Origin of the sequence: Streptococcus sp. FSL W8-0197, from assembly GCF_037963785.1 — a bacterium.
Classification (GTDB): domain Bacteria; phylum Bacillota; class Bacilli; order Lactobacillales; family Streptococcaceae; genus Streptococcus; species Streptococcus oralis_CQ.
In genome coordinates this window covers 1,655,403-1,673,274 of sequence record NZ_CP150168.1, presented here as the reverse complement: position 1 = coordinate 1,673,274, position 17,872 = coordinate 1,655,403, and the positions used below count along the sequence as shown (strand labels likewise).

General features: G+C 42.1%; 21 protein-coding genes. 15 read left to right on the top strand and 6 right to left on the bottom strand.

Features of this window, described 5'->3' with window-relative positions; translation table 11 throughout:
- Positions 1-2 precede the first annotated feature (2 nt).
- Complete coding sequence (locus tag NYE79_RS08315; RefSeq protein ID WP_000869634.1) at positions 3-1,367, bottom strand: aspartate kinase; 1,365 nt, start codon at positions 1,365-1,367, stop codon at positions 3-5.
- 282 nt (positions 1,368-1,649) lie between these two features.
- Between NYE79_RS08315 and NYE79_RS08310 the strand changes: the two genes are divergently transcribed.
- The 15 genes from NYE79_RS08310 to NYE79_RS08240 all read left to right on the top strand — a co-directional run bounded on the left by NYE79_RS08310 (position 1,650) and on the right by NYE79_RS08240 (position 14,211).
- Positions 1,650-2,435, top strand: coding sequence for an enoyl-CoA hydratase (locus tag NYE79_RS08310; RefSeq protein WP_001015588.1), 786 nt, complete (start codon positions 1,650-1,652; stop codon positions 2,433-2,435).
- A 90-nt stretch (positions 2,436-2,525) separates the two neighbouring features.
- A complete protein-coding gene (locus NYE79_RS08305; RefSeq protein WP_000386334.1) occupies positions 2,526-2,960 on the top strand; it encodes a MarR family transcriptional regulator in 435 nt (144 codons plus the stop codon).
- A complete protein-coding gene (locus NYE79_RS08300) occupies positions 2,960-3,934 on the top strand; it encodes a beta-ketoacyl-ACP synthase III (RefSeq protein WP_000852971.1) in 975 nt (324 codons plus the stop codon). Before NYE79_RS08305 ends, NYE79_RS08300 begins: the two co-directional genes overlap by 1 nt.
- 57 nt (positions 3,935-3,991) lie before the next feature.
- Complete coding sequence (locus NYE79_RS08295) at positions 3,992-4,216, top strand: acyl carrier protein (RefSeq protein ID WP_000257840.1); 225 nt, start codon at positions 3,992-3,994, stop codon at positions 4,214-4,216.
- Between the two features lie 117 nt (positions 4,217-4,333).
- On the top strand, positions 4,334-5,308 hold the full coding sequence (fabK, locus tag NYE79_RS08290) for an enoyl-[acyl-carrier-protein] reductase FabK (protein WP_200370398.1): 975 nt from the start codon (positions 4,334-4,336) through the stop codon (positions 5,306-5,308).
- Positions 5,301-6,221 carry an ACP S-malonyltransferase gene (fabD, locus tag NYE79_RS08285; protein ID WP_216728545.1) on the top strand — a complete coding sequence of 307 codons (921 nt, stop codon included), beginning with the start codon at positions 5,301-5,303 and terminating at the stop codon, positions 6,219-6,221. Before fabK ends, fabD begins: the two co-directional genes overlap by 8 nt.
- A 45-nt stretch (positions 6,222-6,266) precedes the next feature.
- The gene (gene fabG, locus NYE79_RS08280) at positions 6,267-6,998 is read left to right on the top strand and encodes a 3-oxoacyl-[acyl-carrier-protein] reductase (protein ID WP_001177608.1); all 732 of its coding nucleotides are present in this window, start codon (positions 6,267-6,269) and stop codon (positions 6,996-6,998) included.
- 29 nt (positions 6,999-7,027) lie between these two features.
- The gene (gene fabF, locus NYE79_RS08275; protein WP_000774044.1) at positions 7,028-8,263 is read left to right on the top strand and encodes a beta-ketoacyl-ACP synthase II; all 1,236 of its coding nucleotides are present in this window, start codon (positions 7,028-7,030) and stop codon (positions 8,261-8,263) included.
- Positions 8,264-8,265: 2 nt separating this feature from the next.
- The gene (accB, locus tag NYE79_RS08270; protein ID WP_001052306.1) at positions 8,266-8,754 is read left to right on the top strand and encodes an acetyl-CoA carboxylase biotin carboxyl carrier protein; all 489 of its coding nucleotides are present in this window, start codon (positions 8,266-8,268) and stop codon (positions 8,752-8,754) included.
- Positions 8,751-9,173 (top strand): 3-hydroxyacyl-ACP dehydratase FabZ, encoded by a 423-nt coding sequence (gene fabZ / locus NYE79_RS08265; RefSeq protein WP_000565515.1) that lies wholly within the window; start codon positions 8,751-8,753, stop codon positions 9,171-9,173. The genes accB and fabZ overlap by 4 nt, the downstream gene beginning before the upstream one ends.
- A gap of 11 nt (positions 9,174-9,184) precedes the next feature.
- Positions 9,185-10,552, top strand: coding sequence for an acetyl-CoA carboxylase biotin carboxylase subunit (gene accC / locus NYE79_RS08260; protein WP_071851550.1), 1,368 nt, complete (start codon positions 9,185-9,187; stop codon positions 10,550-10,552).
- A gap of 35 nt (positions 10,553-10,587) precedes the next feature.
- Positions 10,588-11,454, top strand: coding sequence for an acetyl-CoA carboxylase, carboxyltransferase subunit beta (gene accD / locus NYE79_RS08255; RefSeq protein ID WP_216728544.1), 867 nt, complete (start codon positions 10,588-10,590; stop codon positions 11,452-11,454).
- Positions 11,451-12,218: an acetyl-CoA carboxylase carboxyl transferase subunit alpha gene (locus tag NYE79_RS08250; RefSeq protein ID WP_216728543.1), complete on the top strand. Its 768-nt coding sequence runs from the start codon at positions 11,451-11,453 to the stop codon at positions 12,216-12,218. The genes accD and NYE79_RS08250 overlap by 4 nt, the downstream gene beginning before the upstream one ends.
- Positions 12,219-12,364: 146 nt before the next feature.
- Entirely contained in the window at positions 12,365-13,066 is a 702-nt protein-coding gene (locus NYE79_RS08245; RefSeq protein ID WP_049519393.1) for a type II CAAX endopeptidase family protein, read from the top strand.
- 419 nt (positions 13,067-13,485) lie between these two features.
- The gene (locus NYE79_RS08240) at positions 13,486-14,211 is read left to right on the top strand and encodes a type II CAAX endopeptidase family protein (RefSeq protein ID WP_216728542.1); all 726 of its coding nucleotides are present in this window, start codon (positions 13,486-13,488) and stop codon (positions 14,209-14,211) included.
- Positions 14,212-14,260: 49 nt separating this feature from the next.
- Here NYE79_RS08240 and nusB read toward each other — a convergent pair whose 3' ends face one another.
- The 5 genes from nusB to NYE79_RS08215 all read right to left on the bottom strand — a co-directional run bounded on the left by nusB (position 14,261) and on the right by NYE79_RS08215 (position 17,820).
- Positions 14,261-14,683 carry a transcription antitermination factor NusB gene (gene nusB, locus NYE79_RS08235; RefSeq protein ID WP_000203659.1) on the bottom strand — a complete coding sequence of 141 codons (423 nt, stop codon included), beginning with the start codon at positions 14,681-14,683 and terminating at the stop codon, positions 14,261-14,263.
- Positions 14,676-15,065: an Asp23/Gls24 family envelope stress response protein gene (locus NYE79_RS08230; protein WP_000510584.1), complete on the bottom strand. Its 390-nt coding sequence runs from the start codon at positions 15,063-15,065 to the stop codon at positions 14,676-14,678. Before NYE79_RS08230 ends, nusB begins: the two co-directional genes overlap by 8 nt.
- 21 nt (positions 15,066-15,086) lie before the next feature.
- Positions 15,087-15,647: an elongation factor P gene (gene efp / locus NYE79_RS08225; RefSeq protein WP_000568640.1), complete on the bottom strand. Its 561-nt coding sequence runs from the start codon at positions 15,645-15,647 to the stop codon at positions 15,087-15,089.
- Positions 15,648-15,727: 80 nt separating this feature from the next.
- Positions 15,728-16,855, bottom strand: a complete 1,128-nt coding sequence (locus tag NYE79_RS08220; RefSeq protein WP_000505819.1) for an SPFH domain-containing protein — start codon at positions 16,853-16,855, stop codon at positions 15,728-15,730.
- 8 nt (positions 16,856-16,863) lie between these two features.
- Positions 16,864-17,820, bottom strand: a complete 957-nt coding sequence (locus NYE79_RS08215; RefSeq protein ID WP_216728541.1) for a zinc-ribbon domain-containing transport protein — start codon at positions 17,818-17,820, stop codon at positions 16,864-16,866.
- Positions 17,821-17,872: the final 52 nt, after the last annotated feature.

Below are 17,872 nucleotides of genomic sequence, written 5' to 3'. Positions count from 1 at the left end.
GATTAGTCTTCCTTACTTTCACCGAAAAAGGCATGATAGAGAGCCTTGATAGCTGCTTTTTCTTGCTCTTTATTGACAACAAACATGATGGAAACTTCACTTGAACCTTGGGACATCATCTGGATGTTGATTTTATTCTCAGACAAAGCCCGTGTTGCAGTAGCAGTTACCCCGATATGACTCTTCATCTTTTCTCCGACAATCATAATGATGGAAAGGTCATGTTCGATTTCAGCATGGTCAACTTCAGCTTTTTGAACGAGTTGACGTAGAATTTCTTCTTCTTTGATAGGAGTCAATTCACGGGAGCGGAGGATGATTGAAAGATCGTCGATACCTGTAGGCATGTGTTCCCAACCGATATTGAGGTCCTCAAGGATTTGCAGAACCTTGCGACCAAACCCGACTTCGCGGTTCATGAGGTATTTAGACATGTTGATGCTGACGAATCCTGAGTCACCTGCAATCCCTACTACTGGGAATTTATCACTACTGTGTTCTAAAACAATGCGTGTTCCTGGGTGGTCAGGGTTGTTGGTATTCTTGATGACAAGAGGAATTTTTCCTCGGTAGGCAGGAAGAAGGGCTTCGTCATGAAGGACTGAAAATCCAGCGTAAGCCAACTCACGCATTTCACGGTAGGTTAATTCAGGAATGGAGTGTGGTTGGTGGATAATACCAGGATGGGCAGCAAAGATACCATCTACGTCTGTAAAGTTCTCATAGAGATCAGCCTTAACACCTGCTGCAATGATAGAACCTGTGATATCTGAACCTCCACGTGAAAAAGTACAGATTTGATTTTCCTTAGTCACACCAAAGAAACCAGGGATGACAAGGACTTCGTTGCTATCAGCCAAGCCTTCAATCTTGTCATAACTAGATGGAATGATGCGTGCGTTTCCTGGTTCACTTGTGACAACAATTCCAGCTTCTCTTGGGTGAACATAGCGTGCATCAATGCCGTTTTGGTTAAAGTAGGCTGCAATCAATTTGGCATTGTTATTTTCTCCAGCCGCTAGGAAGGTATCATAGAGAAATTCATTGTCCTCTATAGGAAGAGTTGCCAAGGCCCGAATACTTTTAGAGATTTTTTCTAAAACAGCAGGTTTTAACCCAAGTTCACTAACCATAGCGGCATAACGGTCAATGATCCAGCTTTGGCTAGCACTGATGTCATTTCCAGCCACATAGTCACGATAGTATTTGATCAAGGCATCGGTTACCTTGGTATCTTCAGCATTGCGTTTTCCGGGTGCAGAAACGACTACAAAACGGCGCTCTTTATCACTTTTAACGATATTTAAAACTTTTTCTAACTGACCAGCAGAGGCAAGCGAGCTTCCGCCAAATTTTACAACCTTCATAAGGACTCCTCAAGTAAGTATTTTATACGATTATAGCAGAAAGAGGGGCATTTTTCAATGAAGAAAATAACTTCCTATTATAATAGAAGAAAACACTAACTTATTTTGAAAAGCGATAACGATTTAAAAGTAAGAGTGTCAAATTTTACTCACACTCATAAATGATGGGTAAATAATCAGCTGAGACACTTTCCTTTAGTTTTTCCTTGCCTCTTTATCCAAAAAAAGGTATACTTTGATGATAAAACAATTTTATTGCCTTACAAAATAAAAGGAGAAGCTATGAATCATATCTTATATCAGATCGTAGATGATCTGGCTATCATTACTTTGAATCGTCCCGAAGTGGCAAATGGTTTCCATATCCCAATGTGTGAGGAAATTTTAGAAGCTTTGACTCTAGCGGAGCAGGATCAAGCTGTGCAGTTCATCTTGATTAATGCGAATGGGAAGGTCTTTTCAGTTGGAGGAGACTTGGTTGAGATGAAACGCGCAGTAGACGAAGATGATATCCCTTCTTTGAATAAGATTGCAGAATTAGTCAATACAATTTCTTTTAAAATCAAGCAAATTCCTAAACCTGTTTTGATGGAGGTAGATGGAGCGGTTGCTGGTGCTGCAGCAAATATGGCAGTAGCAGTTGATTTCTGTTTAGCGACTGACAAGGCAAAATTCATTCAAGCCTTTGTCGGAGTTGGATTGGCGCCAGACGCTGGTGGGATTCATCTCTTGAGTCGTAGTATCGGGGTAACACGGGCTGCACAACTTGCCATGACAGGTGAAGCTTTGACTGCTGAAAAAGCGCTAGAATGGGGCGTGGTATACCGTGTTTGTGAAGTTGACAAATTAGAAAAAACAAGAGAACAAGTTCTGAAAAAATTAAGAAGAGGTTCAGCAAACTCATACGCAGCGATTAAAAAGTTAGTTTGGGAAAGTCAATTCAAGGATTGGCAGAATTATGCCGAATTAGAATTGAAACTACAAGAATCGTTATCTCTAACTGAAGATTTCAAAGAAGGGGTTCGAGCGCATTCTGAAAGAAGAAGACCAAAATTTACAGGAATGTGAAAAAATACTTGCACAATTTTTTGAAGTTTGTTATACTTCTTTTATCAAATGTTTTGATTGTAAAAGTTTTTTGAGGGGGAGGGAAACGATTTGGACTACCAACAAGTAAATGATTATCTAACATCTATTTTTAATAACGTCCTTGTGATTGAGGAGGTTAGCTTACGAGGTAGTCGATTCAAAGACATCTCCATCAAAGAAATGCACACGATCGATGTGATTGGGAAGTTCCCGGAGGCAACGCCAAGTAAGGTTTCCAAAGAACTGATGGTAACTCTTGGAACAGTGACGACGAGTTTGAATAACCTGGAGAGAAAAGGTTATATTGAGCGTATTCGTTCTGACCAAGACCGTCGAGTGGTCTATCTGCATTTGACAAAGAAAGGTCGTTTGGTTCACCGCCTTCATAAACGATTCCACAAGGCTATGGTCGAAAAAATCATCGATGGCATGAGCCCTGAGGAAAAAGAAGTCATGGGCAGAGGCTTAACGAAACTTTATCAATTTTTGGAGGATTTGAAATAATGGCTTTTGCAAAGATAAGCCAGGTTGCTCATTATGTTCCAGAGCAAGTGGTCACTAATCATGACTTAGCCCAAATCATGGACACAAGCGATGAGTGGATTTCAAGTCGGACAGGAATTAAACAGAGACATATTTCAAAAACAGAGTCTACAAGTGACTTGGCGACAGAAGTTGCTAAGAGCTTGCTGGCTAAAGGGAGCTTAACAGCGGATCAGATTGATTTTATCATTGTAGCGACGATTACCCCAGACTCGATGATGCCTTCCACAGCAGCTCGAGTTCAGGCAAATATCGGAGCGCACAGAGCTTTCGCCTTTGATCTGACAGCAGCTTGCAGTGGCTTTGTATTCGCTCTCTCAACTGCAGAAAAGTTTTTAAGTTCTGGACAGTTCAAAAAAGGGATTGTTATCGGGGCTGAAACCTTATCCAAGGCAGTTGATTGGTCAGATCGTTCGACAGCTGTTCTCTTTGGAGATGGAGCTGGTGGGGTTCTCTTGGAAGCGAGCGAAACACGGCACTTCCTTGTGGAAAGTCTCTATACAGATGGCTCTCGGAGCGAGTGTTTGACCTATGGTCAAACGGCTTTGGCTTCTCCTTTCTCGGATCAAGAAGCAGTTCCTGCTTTTTTGAAGATGGATGGACGAGCAGTTTTTGATTTTGCAAATCGTGATGTTGCTAGATCGATCAAAGAAACCATTGAAAATGGTCCAATCGCAGCATCGGAATTGGATTATCTATTGCTTCATCAGGCAAATATCCGCATTTTGGATAAGATGGCTAAGAAGATCGGCGTAGACCGAGACAAGCTTCCTGCCAATATGATGGAGTATGGAAATACCAGTGCAGCAAGTATCCCGATTTTGCTCTCAGAGTGTGTGGAGAATGGCATGATTCGTTTAGATGGTAGCCAGACGATTCTCCTATCGGGCTTCGGTGGAGGTTTGACATGGGGCACACTCGTTCTTACAATCTAGGTAATCATGTGGTAAACACATAGTTATAAAATTTTTATATTTTAAAGGAGTCCTATCATGGCAGTATTTGAAAAAGTACAAGAAATTATCGTTGAAGAACTTGGGAAAGACGCATCAGAAGTAACACTTGAATCTACTTTTGATGATTTGGATGCAGATTCATTGGACTTGTTCCAAGTAATCTCTGAAATCGAAGATGCTTTCGATATCCAAATCGAAGCAGAAGATAACTTGAAAACAGTTGGTGACTTGGTTGCCTACGTTGAAGAGCAAACAAAATAATTAACATATTACTAGAAGGAGTAGGGGAAACCCACTCCCTCTTGTTTAGGTAATAGTTTGAAACTCAAACGATAAACTCATCGAACTATTACGTAAGCAAGGAATGATGGAGGCACTATGAAAACACGTATTACAGAATTATTGAACATTGATTATCCTATTTTTCAAGGAGGAATGGCCTGGGTTGCGGATGGTGACTTGGCTGGTGCAGTATCAAAAGCTGGTGGTCTAGGAATCATCGGTGGTGGGAATGCACCTAAAGAGGTTGTGAAGGCTAATATCGATAAAATCAAATCACTTACGGACAAACCTTTTGGTGTCAACATCATGCTCTTGTCACCTTTTGTAGAAGACATCGTTGATCTCGTGATTGAAGAAGGGGTCAAGGTGGTGACAACTGGTGCAGGAAATCCAAGTAAATACATGACTCGTTTCCATGATGCAGGAATTACAGTTATTCCTGTTGTTCCAAGTGTTGCTTTGGCAAAACGCATGGAAAAAATTGGTGCAGATGCGGTTATTGCAGAGGGAATGGAAGCCGGTGGACATATTGGTAAATTAACGACGATGACCTTGGTTCGCCAAGTTGCTGCAGCTGTTTCAATTCCGGTTATCGCAGCTGGAGGAATTGCGGACGGTGAAGGTGTCGCTGCAGGCTTTATGCTTGGTGCAGAGGCTGTTCAAGTTGGTACGCGTTTCGTAGTAGCCAAGGAATCTAACGCCCATCCAAAATACAAGGAAAAAATCTTAAAAGCACGTGATATCGATACGACTATTTCAGCTCAACATTTTGGACATGCTGTTCGCGCCATTAAAAACCAGTTGACACGTGACTTTGAACAGGCTGAAAAGGATGCCTTTAAACAAGAAAATCCAGATTTAGAAATCTTTGAGCAAATGGGAGCTGGTGCTCTTGCTAAAGCCGTTGTTCATGGAGATGTAGAAGGTGGATCCGTTATGGCGGGTCAGATTGCTGGTTTGGTCTCTAAAGAAGAAACCGTCGAAGAAATCCTAAAAGATCTATATCATGGCGCTGCCAAGAAAATTCAGGAAGAAGCCTCTCGTTGGGCAGGAGTTGTAAGAAATGACTAAAACAGCCTTTCTATTTGCCGGTCAAGGTGCTCAATATCTTGGAATGGGACGAGACCTCTATGACCACTATCCTATCGTCAAGGAAACCATTGATCAAGCCAGTCAAGTACTGGGTTATGATCTTCGTGACTTGATCGATACGGACGAAACTAAGTTAAACCAGACCCGCTATACGCAACCTGCTATTTTAGCGACTTCGGTTGCCATCTACCGTCTATTGAAAGAAAAGGGCTATCTGCCAGATATGGTAGCAGGATTGTCTCTTGGGGAATATTCTGCTCTTGTAGCAAGTGGTGCCTTGGACTTCGAGGATGCAGTTGCCTTGGTTGCTAAGCGTGGTGCTTATATGGAAGAGGCTGCACCTGCAGGCTCTGGAAAGATGGTTGCCGTTCTTAATACTCCAGTTGAAGTGATTGAGGAAGCTTGTGAAACAGCCTCTAAAGTTGGAGTAGTGACTCCAGCTAACTACAACACCCCAAGCCAAATCGTTATCGGTGGTGAGGTGGCTGCGGTTGACCGCGCAGTTGAACTCTTGCAGGAAGTAGGAGCAAAACGACTGATTCCTTTAAATGTATCTGGTCCTTTCCATACAGCTCTGCTTGAGCCAGCCAGTCAGCAACTAGCTGGAGCTCTTGAAGGAGTGAATTTCTCTGACTTTACCTGCCCACTAGTCGGAAATACGGAAGCTGCTGTTATGGAAAAAGGTCGAATCCAAGAGCTTTTGACGCGTCAGGTCAAAGAACCTGTTCGTTTTTATGAAAGTATTGCTGTGATGCAGGATGCTGGGGTAACCAACTTTATTGAAATTGGTCCGGGTAAGGTCCTATCAGGCTTTGTCAAAAAAATCGATAAAACAGCTCAGCTAGCTAACGTTGAAGACCAAGCAAGCTTGGATGCTTTGTTAGGAAACTAATGGTCCCTTCTCCCACAAAATACAACAGGAAATAGGAGAAATAGAATGCAACTTACAAACAAAAATGTCTTTGTAACAGGTTCAAGTCGTGGTATCGGACTTGCCATTGCTCACAAATTTGCTCAACTAGGCGCTAATGTAGTTTTGAATGGTCGTGGAGCAATCTCAGAAGAATTGCTGGCTGAGTTTTCAAACTACGGTGTCAAAGTAGTACCGATCTCAGGTGATGTTTCAGACTTTGCAGATGCCAAGCGTATGGTAGATCAAGCAATTGCAGAACTCGGTTCTGTCGATGTCTTGGTCAACAATGCTGGGATTACTCAGGATACTCTCATGCTTAAGATGACCGAGGAAGACTTTGAAAAAGTGATTAAGATCAACTTGACAGGTGCCTTTAACATGACTCAAGCAGTCTTGAAACAGATGATCAAGTCACGTGAAGGTGCGATTATCAATATGTCCAGTGTGGTCGGTTTGATGGGAAATATCGGACAAGCCAACTATGCGGCTTCTAAAGCGGGTTTGATTGGGTTTACCAAGTCAGTAGCACGTGAAGTTGCCAATCGTAATGTGCGCGTAAATGCTCTTGCACCAGGAATGATCGAGTCAGATATGACAGCTGTTTTGTCTGATAAGGTCAAGGAAGCGACATTGGCACAAATCCCAATGAAACAGTTTGGTCAAGCAGAACATATCGCAGATGCTACAGTGTTCCTGGCCGGACAGGATTATTTGACGGGACAAGTTCTCGCTGTTGATGGCGGACTTAGCATGTAAAAAAATAAGGAAAGATATAGGTAAGACAGATGAAACTAAATCGAGTTGTAGTAACAGGTTACGGATTGACCTCTCCTATCGGAAATACTCCAGAAGAATTTTGGAACAGTTTGCAAACTGGGAAGATTGGAATTGGAGAAATCACTAAGTTTGACCACAGTGAATTTGCTGTGCACAATGCGGCAGAAGTTCAAGATTTCCCATTTGATAAATACTTTGTTAAAAAAGATACCAACCGTTTTGACAACTATTCTTTGTATGCCTTGTATGCGGCTCAAGAAGCGGTGACAAATGCAAATCTTGATGTAGAAGCAATTGATAAAGATCGCTTTGGTGTCATCGTGGCTTCTGGTATTGGGGGAATTAAAGAAATCGAAGATCAAGTTATCCGTCTTCATGACAAAGGTCCAAAACGCGTTAAACCAATGACACTTCCAAAAGCCTTGCCAAATATGGCTTCAGGAAATGTTGCTATGCGTTTCGGAGCAAACGGTATCTGTAAATCAATCAATACAGCCTGTGCCTCATCAAACGATGCCATTGGGGATGCCTTCCGTTCAATCAAGTTTGGTTTCCAAGATGTCATGCTAGTTGGTGGATCAGAATCATCAATCACTCCTTTTGCCATTGCTGGATTCCAAGCTTTGACAGCCCTATCAACTACAGAAGATCCAGCTCGTGCTTCTATCCCATTTGACAAAGATCGTAACGGATTTGTGATGGGAGAAGGTTCAGGAATGTTGGTTCTTGAAAGCCTTGAACATGCTGAAAAACGTGGTGCAACTATCTTGGCTGAAGTAGTTGGCTACGGTAATACCTGTGATGCTTACCATATGACTTCACCTCATCCAGAGGGTCAAGGTGCGATTAAGGCTATGAAGTTGGCTTTGGAAGAAGCAGAAATTTCTCCAGAGCAAGTGGCTTACGTCAACGCCCACGGAACTTCAACTCCTGCTAATGAAAAAGGAGAAAGTGGTGCGATCGTAGCTGTCCTTGGTAAAGAAGTACCTGTATCTTCAACCAAGTCCTTTACAGGACACTTGCTTGGTGCTGCAGGGGCAGTGGAAGCCATCGCTACCATCGAAGCTATGCGTCATAACTATGTACCAATGACAGCTGGAACAAGTGAGTTGTCAGACTATATCGAAGCGAATGTCGTTTATGGACAAGGATTGGAGCAAGAAATCCCTTATGCTATTTCAAACACTTTTGGTTTTGGTGGACACAATGCGGTTCTTGCTTTCAAACGTTGGGAGAATAAATAATTATGAATTTAAATGAGATCAAGGACTTGATGGCTCAATTTGACCAATCAAGTTTGAGAGAATTTTCTTATAAAAATGGAACGGACGAATTGCAGTTCAGTAAGAATGAAGCAAGAATGGCTTCTGAAGTACCAGCTCAAGTTGTTCCAGCGCCAGCTGCAGTAGCTGCAAGTCCAGTAGTTTCGGCCCCTTCAACTCCAGTTGAGAGTGCAGTGGAAGAAGCTCCAGCACCAGCTGAAACGACGGTTGCTCCAGCGGGTGATGTCGTTGAAAGTCCACTTGTAGGGGTGGCTTACTTGGCTGCTGGACCAGATAAACCTGCCTTTGTCACAGTCGGAGACAGTGTTAAAAAAGGTCAGACTTTGGTGATCATCGAAGCCATGAAAGTCATGAATGAAATCCCTGCACCTAAAGATGGTGTGGTGACAGAAATTCTCGTTTCAAATGAAGAAATGGTTGAGTTCGGTAAAGGATTGGTACGTATCAAATGATCGATATTCAAGGAATCAAAGAAGCTCTACCCCATCGCTACCCCATGCTCCTAGTGGATCGTGTCTTGGAAGTGAGCGAAGATACCATTGTTGCCATTAAAAATGTGACCATCAACGAACCTTTCTTCAATGGTCATTTTCCTCAATACCCAGTCATGCCAGGTGTTCTTATCATGGAGGCCTTGGCTCAGACTGCTGGTGTCTTGGAATTGTCCAAACCTGAAAATAAAGGGAAACTGGTCTTCTACGCTGGCATGGACAAGGTTAAGTTCAAGAAGCAAGTTGTACCAGGTGACCAATTAGTCATGACGGCTACTTTTGTTAAACGTCGTGGTACGATTGCTGTGGTTGAAGCAAAGGCTGAAGTAGATGGTAAGCTTGCAGCGAGTGGTACTCTTACCTTTGCAATTGGAAACTAAGGAGGTTCTCCATGTTTCGTAAAATTTTGATTGCCAACCGTGGTGAGATTGCGGTTCGCATTATTCGAGCTGCGCGTGAATTGGGCATTGCGACCGTGGCAGTTTATTCAACTGCTGATAAGGAAGCCCTTCACACACTCCTAGCGGATGAAGCTATCTGTATCGGACCTGGTAAGGCGACAGAGTCTTATCTCAATATCAATGCGATTTTGTCTGCTGCAGTCTTGACAGAAGCAGAAGCCATCCATCCAGGTTTTGGATTTCTTAGCGAAAACTCCAAGTTTGCCACGATGTGTGATGAAGTGGGAATTAAGTTCATCGGCCCTTCTGGTGCTGTGATGGATACCATGGGAGATAAGATCAATGCGCGTGAGCAAATGATCAAGGCTGGGGTTCCAGTTATCCCAGGATCTGATGGTGAAGTTCACACGGCTGAAGAGGCGCTTGCAGTTGCAGAAAAAATTGGCTATCCAGTCATGCTTAAGGCATCAGCAGGTGGTGGTGGAAAAGGGATTCGTAAGGTTGAAAAGGCAGAAGACTTGGTCGCAGCCTTTGAAACAGCATCCAGTGAAGCTAAGGCCAATTTTGGAAATGGCGCAATGTATCTTGAGCGTGTGATTTATCCAGCTCGCCATATCGAAGTTCAGATTCTTGCGGACCAAGAGGGTCATGTTGTCCATCTTGGTGAACGGGACTGTTCACTTCAACGGAATAACCAAAAGGTCTTAGAAGAAAGTCCATCCATTGCGATTGGCAAAACTCTTCGTCATGAAATTGGTGCTGCAGCCGTTCGTGCAGCAGAGTCTGTAGGCTATGAAAATGCAGGGACGATTGAATTTCTTCTCGATGAAGCCAGTGGCAATTTCTACTTCATGGAAATGAATACTCGTGTGCAAGTGGAGCACCCAGTCACAGAGTTTGTTTCAGGTGTTGATATCGTGAAGGAACAGATTCGCATTGCGGCCGGTCAACCTTTACCTTTCAAACAAGAAGATATTGTCCTACGAGGTCACGCTATCGAGTGCCGGATCAATGCAGAAAATCCAGCATTTAACTTTGCTCCAAGCCCAGGGAAAATTACCAATCTCTATCTACCAAGTGGTGGAGTTGGCTTGCGCGTGGACTCAGCAGTTTATCCAGGTTATACCATTCCCCCTTACTATGATAGTATGATTGCTAAAATCATTGTTCATGGGGAGAATCGTTTTGATGCTCTTATGAAGATGCAACGGGCACTTTATGAACTTGATATTGAAGGAGTGCAAACCAATGCAGACTTCCAGTTGGATCTGATTTCAGACCGCCGAGTTATCGCTGGTGACTACGATACTTCCTTCTTGATGGAAACTTTCTTGCCACAATACCAAGAAAAAGAATAGACTTTCAAACAGTATGAGAACTAAAAGGGGGATTTATGGCTCTATTTAGTAAAAAGGATAAGTATATTCGGATCAATCCTAATCGATCCGTAAGGCAGGCACCACAAGCCAAGCCGGAGGTGCCTGATGAACTCTTCTCAAAGTGTCCTGGATGTAAACACACCATTTATCAAAAGGACCTTGGGAGTGAGCGCATTTGTCCCCATTGTAGCTATACTTTCCGTATTTCAGCCCAAGAGCGCCTGGCTCTAACAGTTGATTCTGGTAGCTTTGTGGAGATGTTTACAGGTATTGAAACTCAAGATCCATTAAACTTTCCTGGCTATCAGAAAAAACTTGCAACAATGCGTGAAAAGACAGGTTTGGATGAAGCCGTACTAACTGGTACAGCTAGCATCAAGGGACAAAAAGTTGCCCTTGGGATCATGGATTCAAACTTTATCATGGCTTCTATGGGAACCGTTGTGGGTGAAAAAATCACGCGCTTGTTTGAGTATGCAACGGTAGAAAACTTGCCAGTCGTTCTCTTCACAGCTTCTGGTGGAGCCCGTATGCAAGAAGGAATCATGAGCTTGATGCAGATGGCTAAGATTTCTGCGGCAGTTCAACGCCATTCCAAGGCAGGACTTTTTTACCTAACTATTTTAACCGATCCGACAACAGGTGGGGTGACCGCTTCTTTTGCTATGGAAGGTGATATTATCCTAGCGGAGCCACAGAGTTTGGTTGGTTTTGCTGGACGTCGTGTTATCGAAAATACAGTTCGTGAGACCTTGCCGGATGACTTCCAAAAGGCAGAATTTCTGCTTGAACATGGATTTGTTGATGCAATTGTCAAACGGAGAGAATTGCCTGAAACAATTGCTAAATTAGTGAGATTGCATGGAGGAAGTCGCGGATGAATATTGCAAAAATAGTCAGAGAGGCACGCGAGCAGAGTCGCTTGACTGCACTTGATTTTGCCAATGGAATCTTTGACGAGTTTATCGAATTGCATGGAGATCGCTCTTTCCGCGATGATGGTGCGGTTATCGGTGGAATTGGCTGGTTAGGTGATCAAGCAGTGACTGTCGTTGGTATCCAAAAGGGAAAGAGTCTTCATGATAATCTCAAACGAAATTTTGGGCAACCTCATCCAGAAGGCTATCGTAAGGCCTTGCGCCTGATGAAACAGGCAGAAAAGTTTGGTCGTCCAGTTGTGACCTTTATCAATACGGCGGGTGCTTACCCAGGTGTTGGAGCCGAGGAACGTGGACAAGGTGAAGCAATCGCCCGAAACCTGATGGAAATGAGTGATCTCAAGGTTCCAATCATCGCGATTATTATCGGTGAAGGTGGATCTGGTGGGGCCCTAGCTCTAGCCGCAGCTAACCGTGTCTGGATGTTAGAAAACTCAATCTACGCCGTACTTAGCCCGGAAGGATTTGCCTCTATCCTTTGGAAGGATGGAAGTCGTGCTATGGAAGCGGCGGAGTTGATGAAAATCACTTCACATGAACTCCTAGAAATGGGAATCGTAGACAAGGTAATCTCAGAAGCAGGGCTGTCAAGTAAAGAACTGCTAAGTTGCGTTAAAAATGAATTGCGTGCAGAACTAGATAGGTTGCAAGAACTACCACTCGACCAACTTATCGAAGAACGTTACCAACGCTTTAGAAAATACTAAGAAAATTTAAAAGCTAGAACAATTTGTTCTAGCTATTTTGATAATAGAGCATGGATAAATATGAATACTCTAGATAAATAAGAAAATAATCAATGGTATATCCTCTATATTGCCCTAATAGAGAGTTTACCATTAGGAGAGAAAGAATGAAAAAGACAATACATTTAGGAATCTGTATGATTTTAATGTTCCTGTACATTTATTTAACGCCATTAGGGGCTATAACTCTAGCTAGGACCTTTGGTTTAGGAATGGACAGCTATATAATCTTCCTAGTTGGAGAAGTGTTGCTTATTTTCTTTTTATTCGTTTTGTGGTTGAAAAAGAAGAAGATGCTCTTTATCTTCGAGAAAAAGGGTTGGCGCTGGTCTTATCTCGCTTTCTTAGTGGCTTGCTTTCTTATCTATTCTTTTCTAAATGGATTTAGAATGCAGAATATTCGATTGATTGACAATAGCTTTATTTTCCAAGACCTTCTTTCAGAACTTTACTCAAACGGAAGAGAAACGACTCTATCAAGTCTTATATTTTTAATCTTTAACATTTCGATTGTACCTGTTGTTGAGGAGACAATCTATAGAGGTTATTTTATGAATACCTTCTTTCCGAAGTCGGAGTTTTATTTGGATGTGATTTTGTCTTCTTTCATCTTCGGGCTTAGTCACTTAGTTCTATCTCATCGTGACCCCATCAGTCTCCTAATGTATAGTATTCTTGGTCTTCTATTTGCAGTCGCTTATCGAGTTACGGGTAGTCTTCGGTTTACCATTTTTTGTCATAGTTTCTATAATGCAATTCCCTATGCTCCGTCAATCTTATTTTATATTTATTATTTGATTTTTAGATAGTAGGAAGTAAAGAAAAAGTGTTTGATAATTGTCAAACACTTTTTCTAATTTAATGGGAAGATAGAGAAATCTCTTTTATCAATTTCTTATTTCTCAATGAGTAAAGCTACCATTTAGGGTGAAAAATTGACAGTTGAGGAGATAGGCTATAAAATAGACAAAAAGATGTATACTGTAGATGTAAACTGACAAAAATTTATTTTAAGGAGCTACTTGATAGGACAGGTACAAAAACATTTACAGTTCTTTTATCTGAGGACTTAGAGCAAGTTTCAGGTGGTGGCATGATTTGGTTAGTTTATGATAGACATTGGCCTTCGCCATATGCATATAGTTTGGCGACAGAATGGAGTACAATACTGAATCATGCGACTAGACGTGCTTATGGTATTAGCTATTGATAAATTAAAGGGGTAAGTATGAAAAAACTAGGGCATTTGGGAGTCTATACATCACTGGTATTTCTATCGATTTACCTACCAGAGTTAGGGATTATGCATCTAACTAAGTTTTTAGGATGGGGGATAGATGGCTATTCTATCTTTTTAACAGTTGAAGTAATAGCTCTTTTGCTATTATTTATCTACTGGCTCAAAAAGAAAGATATGCTCTATATTTTTGAAAAAAAGGGTTCAAAGAAGTCAAGATTCTTTTACCTTGTAGTTGCTCTAGTGGCTACTTATTTTGATCGTCAATTGGTGGATGCTTTTCAGTTACAGTTTCATCACCTAATTGATAACAAGTATATCTTTCAAGACCTTCTTTCGATTCTATACTCCAATGGGCAACCAACTTTTCTATCAACTGTTCTCAGTTTTAGTTTAACAGTAGTCGTCGCACCTATATTAGAGGAACTGATTCATAGAGGGTACTTTATGAATACCTTTTTCCCCCAGTCCAAGTACTATCTGGATGTTATCCTATCTGCTCTTATATTTGGACTTAGTCATTTGATCCTAACTCACCGAGATCCTATCAGTTTGATTATTTATAGTTTAGGCGGTCTCTTCTATGCCCTTGTCTACCGTTGGACAAGGAACTTAAAAATTACCATCCTGTGCCATAGTTTTTTCAACTTTCTTATTTATGCAAAACCCATCTGGATTTTTGTTTATAATTATGTCTATTACCACTTTTTTAGATAGTGGAGACAAAGAAAAAAGTGTTTGACAATTATCAAACACTTTTTTCTATTTACTGTTCTTCTGTTACAAACTGGCTGAGCAGTCCGTTGATAAAACGGGCAGATTTTTGATCTGAGAAGTCCTTTGCAAGCTCAATAGCTTCATTGACAGCAACCAACTGAGGGGTGTCAAATGAAGTGATTTCAAAGACTCCCAAGCGAAGGAGGTTTCTCTCCACGAGTGTTAAACGCTCGATGGTCCAACCTGCTTTTAAATGCTGTGTGATTTGCTTGTCTAGTTCTTCCTTTTTAGCCTGAACACCAGAAACTAGCTCTGTCAAAAAGGCTGGAAGTTGCACATCCGTATCTTCACGATCATGAGTATAGGCGAAACGACAAGCAGTTTCGACATCCGTACCGAACTCAAGGCTCATGAGAGCTTGAAATGCGCATTTACGGAGTTGGCGTCTAGATTCTAATAGTGGACTAGTCATTGAGGAAGTCCTCGTCAAATAGATCTTTCAATTCTGGTTTTGGTGTTTTATCTGGAACGATACCTGCAACGTGAATATTGATAGCAGCGAGTTCTACATCAGCCATATTGCGGACGGCATCTTTGACAGCTTTTTGGATAGCAACCGCTACCTTAGGAACTTTTACTCCGTACTCTAGGTAGAGGTAGATATCAGCTGTGAGTTCTTCGTCCACGTTTTTTAGATAAACGCCACGGCCGAGTGAAAGTTTTGAAAGGGTATCAGATACTGATTTGTTTGAAAAAGAGTGAACACCCTCTACTTTTGCAGTAGCAATAGCAATGATTTTTTCAAGTACACGTGGGGCGATAACGATTTCGCCAAGTTGTTCTTCAATTCCCATAGAATGACCTCTTTCTAGAGATTAGGCACGAGAAACGTAAGTTCCTTCTGCAGTGTTGATAACGAGTTTTTGTCCTGCTTCGATGAAGTCTGGAACGTTTACGACAAGTCCAGTTTCCATCGTTGCTGGTTTACCAGAACCTGTAACAGTAGCACCTTTGATAGATGGTTGAGTTTCTGCAACTGTCAATTCAACAGTAGTAGGAACGGTGACACCAATCACTTCAGTTCCGTAGAATTGGATCTTCACATCTGAGTTTTCAAGGATGTAAAGCAATTCGTTTTCAACGTTGACTACAGGGATTTCGTATTGGTCGTAAGTTTCTGTATTCATGAAGTAGGCTGTGTCATCCATTTTGTACAAGTATTGAGCTGGGACAGTCTCGATGATAGCTTGTTCAAATTTTTCCTCTGGACGGTAGCTTGTGTCAAATGTAGAACCAGTACGGACATCACGTAATTTCATACGCATGATTGTGTTTCCTTTACCTGGTTTGTGGTGGCTAGCTTCCAAAACGCGGATCAATTTTCCGTCAGCTGTTTCAAAGGTCATACCAGCCTTTAATTTACTTGCTTCAATCATGTTTTTACCTCTTTAATAAATAATTTACTCTTTATTGTACCATAAAAGACAACATTACTCAAATGTCAGAAGGAGCTTAATTAGTTGACTGGTACGATATTTCCATCTTCGTCTTTAGTAACGAGAACGTATTTTCCATCGACTTCGATGTAAAAATTCTTGCTGGCAGTTTGCCCAGTGTTTTGAGCCGGTGCTTGATTTTGAACTTGTTGGCTTAGTTGACCACCGAGAGTTTGGCCAAGATTCATGCCCATAAACATGTTCATCCCATTGCCATTCCCTTCGTTGGCAGCTGCAGCAATAAGCGCTTCGTTACGAGCACGGCGTTCTTCGATTTCAATCGTGTTGTACTTCATTGCCACGAGCTCACTATCAAGCTTGCGAACGATATCAAGACTTTCTTGGTCGTAGCTGAGGTCTTCAAGCAAGATGTTAGTTGCTTCAATCCCGTAGAGACCTGTCCAAACCTTGTTGACCTCTTGTTTAGCGAGTTCGTTAAAGGTGTCTTGATTGGCATTGAGGCTATAGATATCAACCTTGTTTTCGTTGGTGTATTTGGCAATGGCAATCGCGATTTTCGGTGCGATATTTTGACGGAGCGTTCCTTGAGCTACATCTTGGAGAGTAAATGGCTGTCCGTCAGTAATTTGACGGCTAACAGAACTCACGTAGAAGAGGACTGGATCTGCTATTTTTACATCAAACAAGCCATAGAAACGGATGTTGAGCAGTTGTTGGTATCGTTCACTGAAATATTCTACCGCATTTTGTGTGCCGAACTTATTGCCCGCGATGGGTTGCATGCGGATAAAGATAATTTCTTGTTGGGTGATGACTTGTCCACCAAAAGAGAAACGGTTTTTAAAGTTTTCCCAAGTGCCCTTTAAACCACCTTTTTCAAGGAGCCAGGCATTATCACCAGCTTGCCATTCGTGGCTACCAGCTTCGAGGACCTCACCAAGGAAGGTACCGTTGTTTACCAAAACAGCGGTATAACCTTGAGGAACGATAACCACACTGCCATCTGACAAGAGGCCTGTGTTTTGATTGCTGTGACGAGAACGTCCATCTGGGTCTTTAGTGAGTAATTGACCCTTGACGGCCAAGGCGTCGCCAGAGACATTATCTGGAAGGACAATGGCTTCCTTGAATTTACTATCATTAAAACTATTTAAGCCTGCTGATAAGGCTGCACGTATAAATCCCATAATTCCTCCTAATTATATAATTCGTCTTCATCCACAACATCATAGGTATCGAGTACCCATTGGTTTGGACTGCGAGAAAGATTAGCACCACAGTAGTCGCACTCGCTAACTGCAGAGATTTTCAATGGGGCGCCACAGTTTGGACAGTGGTCGCTCACAACTTGGTCTGGATTGACTGCTTGCGTTTGGCTACCGTGTTGACGGATAAAGTTCAATTGATACACGGTGAAGAGATCTTTTTTAGGGTCTCCTTCAATGACACGGCGAGTCTCATCGTCAATGACATAGTCCCGCAAGGTAGATGACAGGATCACCACTAAGGTATCGTTTCCGTCAGGATTTTCAATGAATTCCTTGATGCGAACATTTTCGATACAAACTTTCTCTAAAACATTAGTTGTTTTAGCTCGAATATGGTCTTCGAGTTGGGTACTGTGTTGAGAGTAGAGGCTGGTACTTTCTAAAGCACGGACAGAGTTCCAATTTTTCTCAGTCCAGGCAACCTGCAATTTAAGGTAGACTTCCTTAACCCAAGATGTGAAGGCCTCAGCGTCGAAGTTTGGATCCCCATTTTTAACACGACTAATGGCCAGTGTGTTGTGTTCAACTCGACGATGGAGCGTTTGATAATCATTATTAGTGTAGGTTGAACTCGAATCTCCAGACTTATTCTGTAATGATTTGACGATAACAACTAGTATGATTCCTCCGACTAATATGAACATAAATCCTAGATAGGGTGAGCTAGCAGAACTGTCAGAGGATGATCCATATCCAGAACGGTAGTAGTGGTAGGATGATCCGCCAGAACGACTTCCACCTCCACTTGAGCGGCTGCTACTTCTGGAGCTACTGCGACTACTCCCTCCACTTCTGGAATGTCCGACACCCGCATCAACGATTTGAGGCACGGATAGAAAAACAAGTAATAAACAGGTCATTAAAAGAGCGTAAAACTTTTTCATGCGTCTCCTAACTATATGATTGAAAAGGTAGTTTCTCTCTTGCTGAGTAGAC

Coding starts and splice junctions, on each gene's coding strand:
- accD (WP_216728544.1), top strand. CDS start 10,588: ATGGCTCTATTTAGTAAAAAGGATAAGTATATTCGGATCAATCCTAAT.
- NYE79_RS08245 (WP_049519393.1), top strand. CDS start 12,365: ATGAAAAAGACAATACATTTAGGAATCTGTATGATTTTAATGTTCCTG.
- fabK (WP_200370398.1), top strand. CDS start 4,334: ATGAAAACACGTATTACAGAATTATTGAACATTGATTATCCTATTTTT.
- NYE79_RS08230 (WP_000510584.1), bottom strand. CDS start 15,065: ATGGGAATTGAAGAACAACTTGGCGAAATCGTTATCGCCCCACGTGTA.
- NYE79_RS08240 (WP_216728542.1), top strand. CDS start 13,486: ATGAAAAAACTAGGGCATTTGGGAGTCTATACATCACTGGTATTTCTA.
- efp (WP_000568640.1), bottom strand. CDS start 15,647: ATGATTGAAGCAAGTAAATTAAAGGCTGGTATGACCTTTGAAACAGCT.
- fabF (WP_000774044.1), top strand. CDS start 7,028: ATGAAACTAAATCGAGTTGTAGTAACAGGTTACGGATTGACCTCTCCT.
- NYE79_RS08310 (WP_001015588.1), top strand. CDS start 1,650: ATGAATCATATCTTATATCAGATCGTAGATGATCTGGCTATCATTACT.
- NYE79_RS08315 (WP_000869634.1), bottom strand. CDS start 1,367: ATGAAGGTTGTAAAATTTGGCGGAAGCTCGCTTGCCTCTGCTGGTCAG.
- fabD (WP_216728545.1), top strand. CDS start 5,301: ATGACTAAAACAGCCTTTCTATTTGCCGGTCAAGGTGCTCAATATCTT.
- fabZ (WP_000565515.1), top strand. CDS start 8,751: ATGATCGATATTCAAGGAATCAAAGAAGCTCTACCCCATCGCTACCCC.
- NYE79_RS08300 (WP_000852971.1), top strand. CDS start 2,960: ATGGCTTTTGCAAAGATAAGCCAGGTTGCTCATTATGTTCCAGAGCAA.
- fabG (WP_001177608.1), top strand. CDS start 6,267: ATGCAACTTACAAACAAAAATGTCTTTGTAACAGGTTCAAGTCGTGGT.
- NYE79_RS08215 (WP_216728541.1), bottom strand. CDS start 17,820: ATGAAAAAGTTTTACGCTCTTTTAATGACCTGTTTATTACTTGTTTTT.
- nusB (WP_000203659.1), bottom strand. CDS start 14,683: ATGACTAGTCCACTATTAGAATCTAGACGCCAACTCCGTAAATGCGCA.
- accB (WP_001052306.1), top strand. CDS start 8,266: ATGAATTTAAATGAGATCAAGGACTTGATGGCTCAATTTGACCAATCA.
- NYE79_RS08220 (WP_000505819.1), bottom strand. CDS start 16,855: ATGGGATTTATACGTGCAGCCTTATCAGCAGGCTTAAATAGTTTTAAT.
- accC (WP_071851550.1), top strand. CDS start 9,185: ATGTTTCGTAAAATTTTGATTGCCAACCGTGGTGAGATTGCGGTTCGC.
- NYE79_RS08250 (WP_216728543.1), top strand. CDS start 11,451: ATGAATATTGCAAAAATAGTCAGAGAGGCACGCGAGCAGAGTCGCTTG.
- NYE79_RS08295 (WP_000257840.1), top strand. CDS start 3,992: ATGGCAGTATTTGAAAAAGTACAAGAAATTATCGTTGAAGAACTTGGG.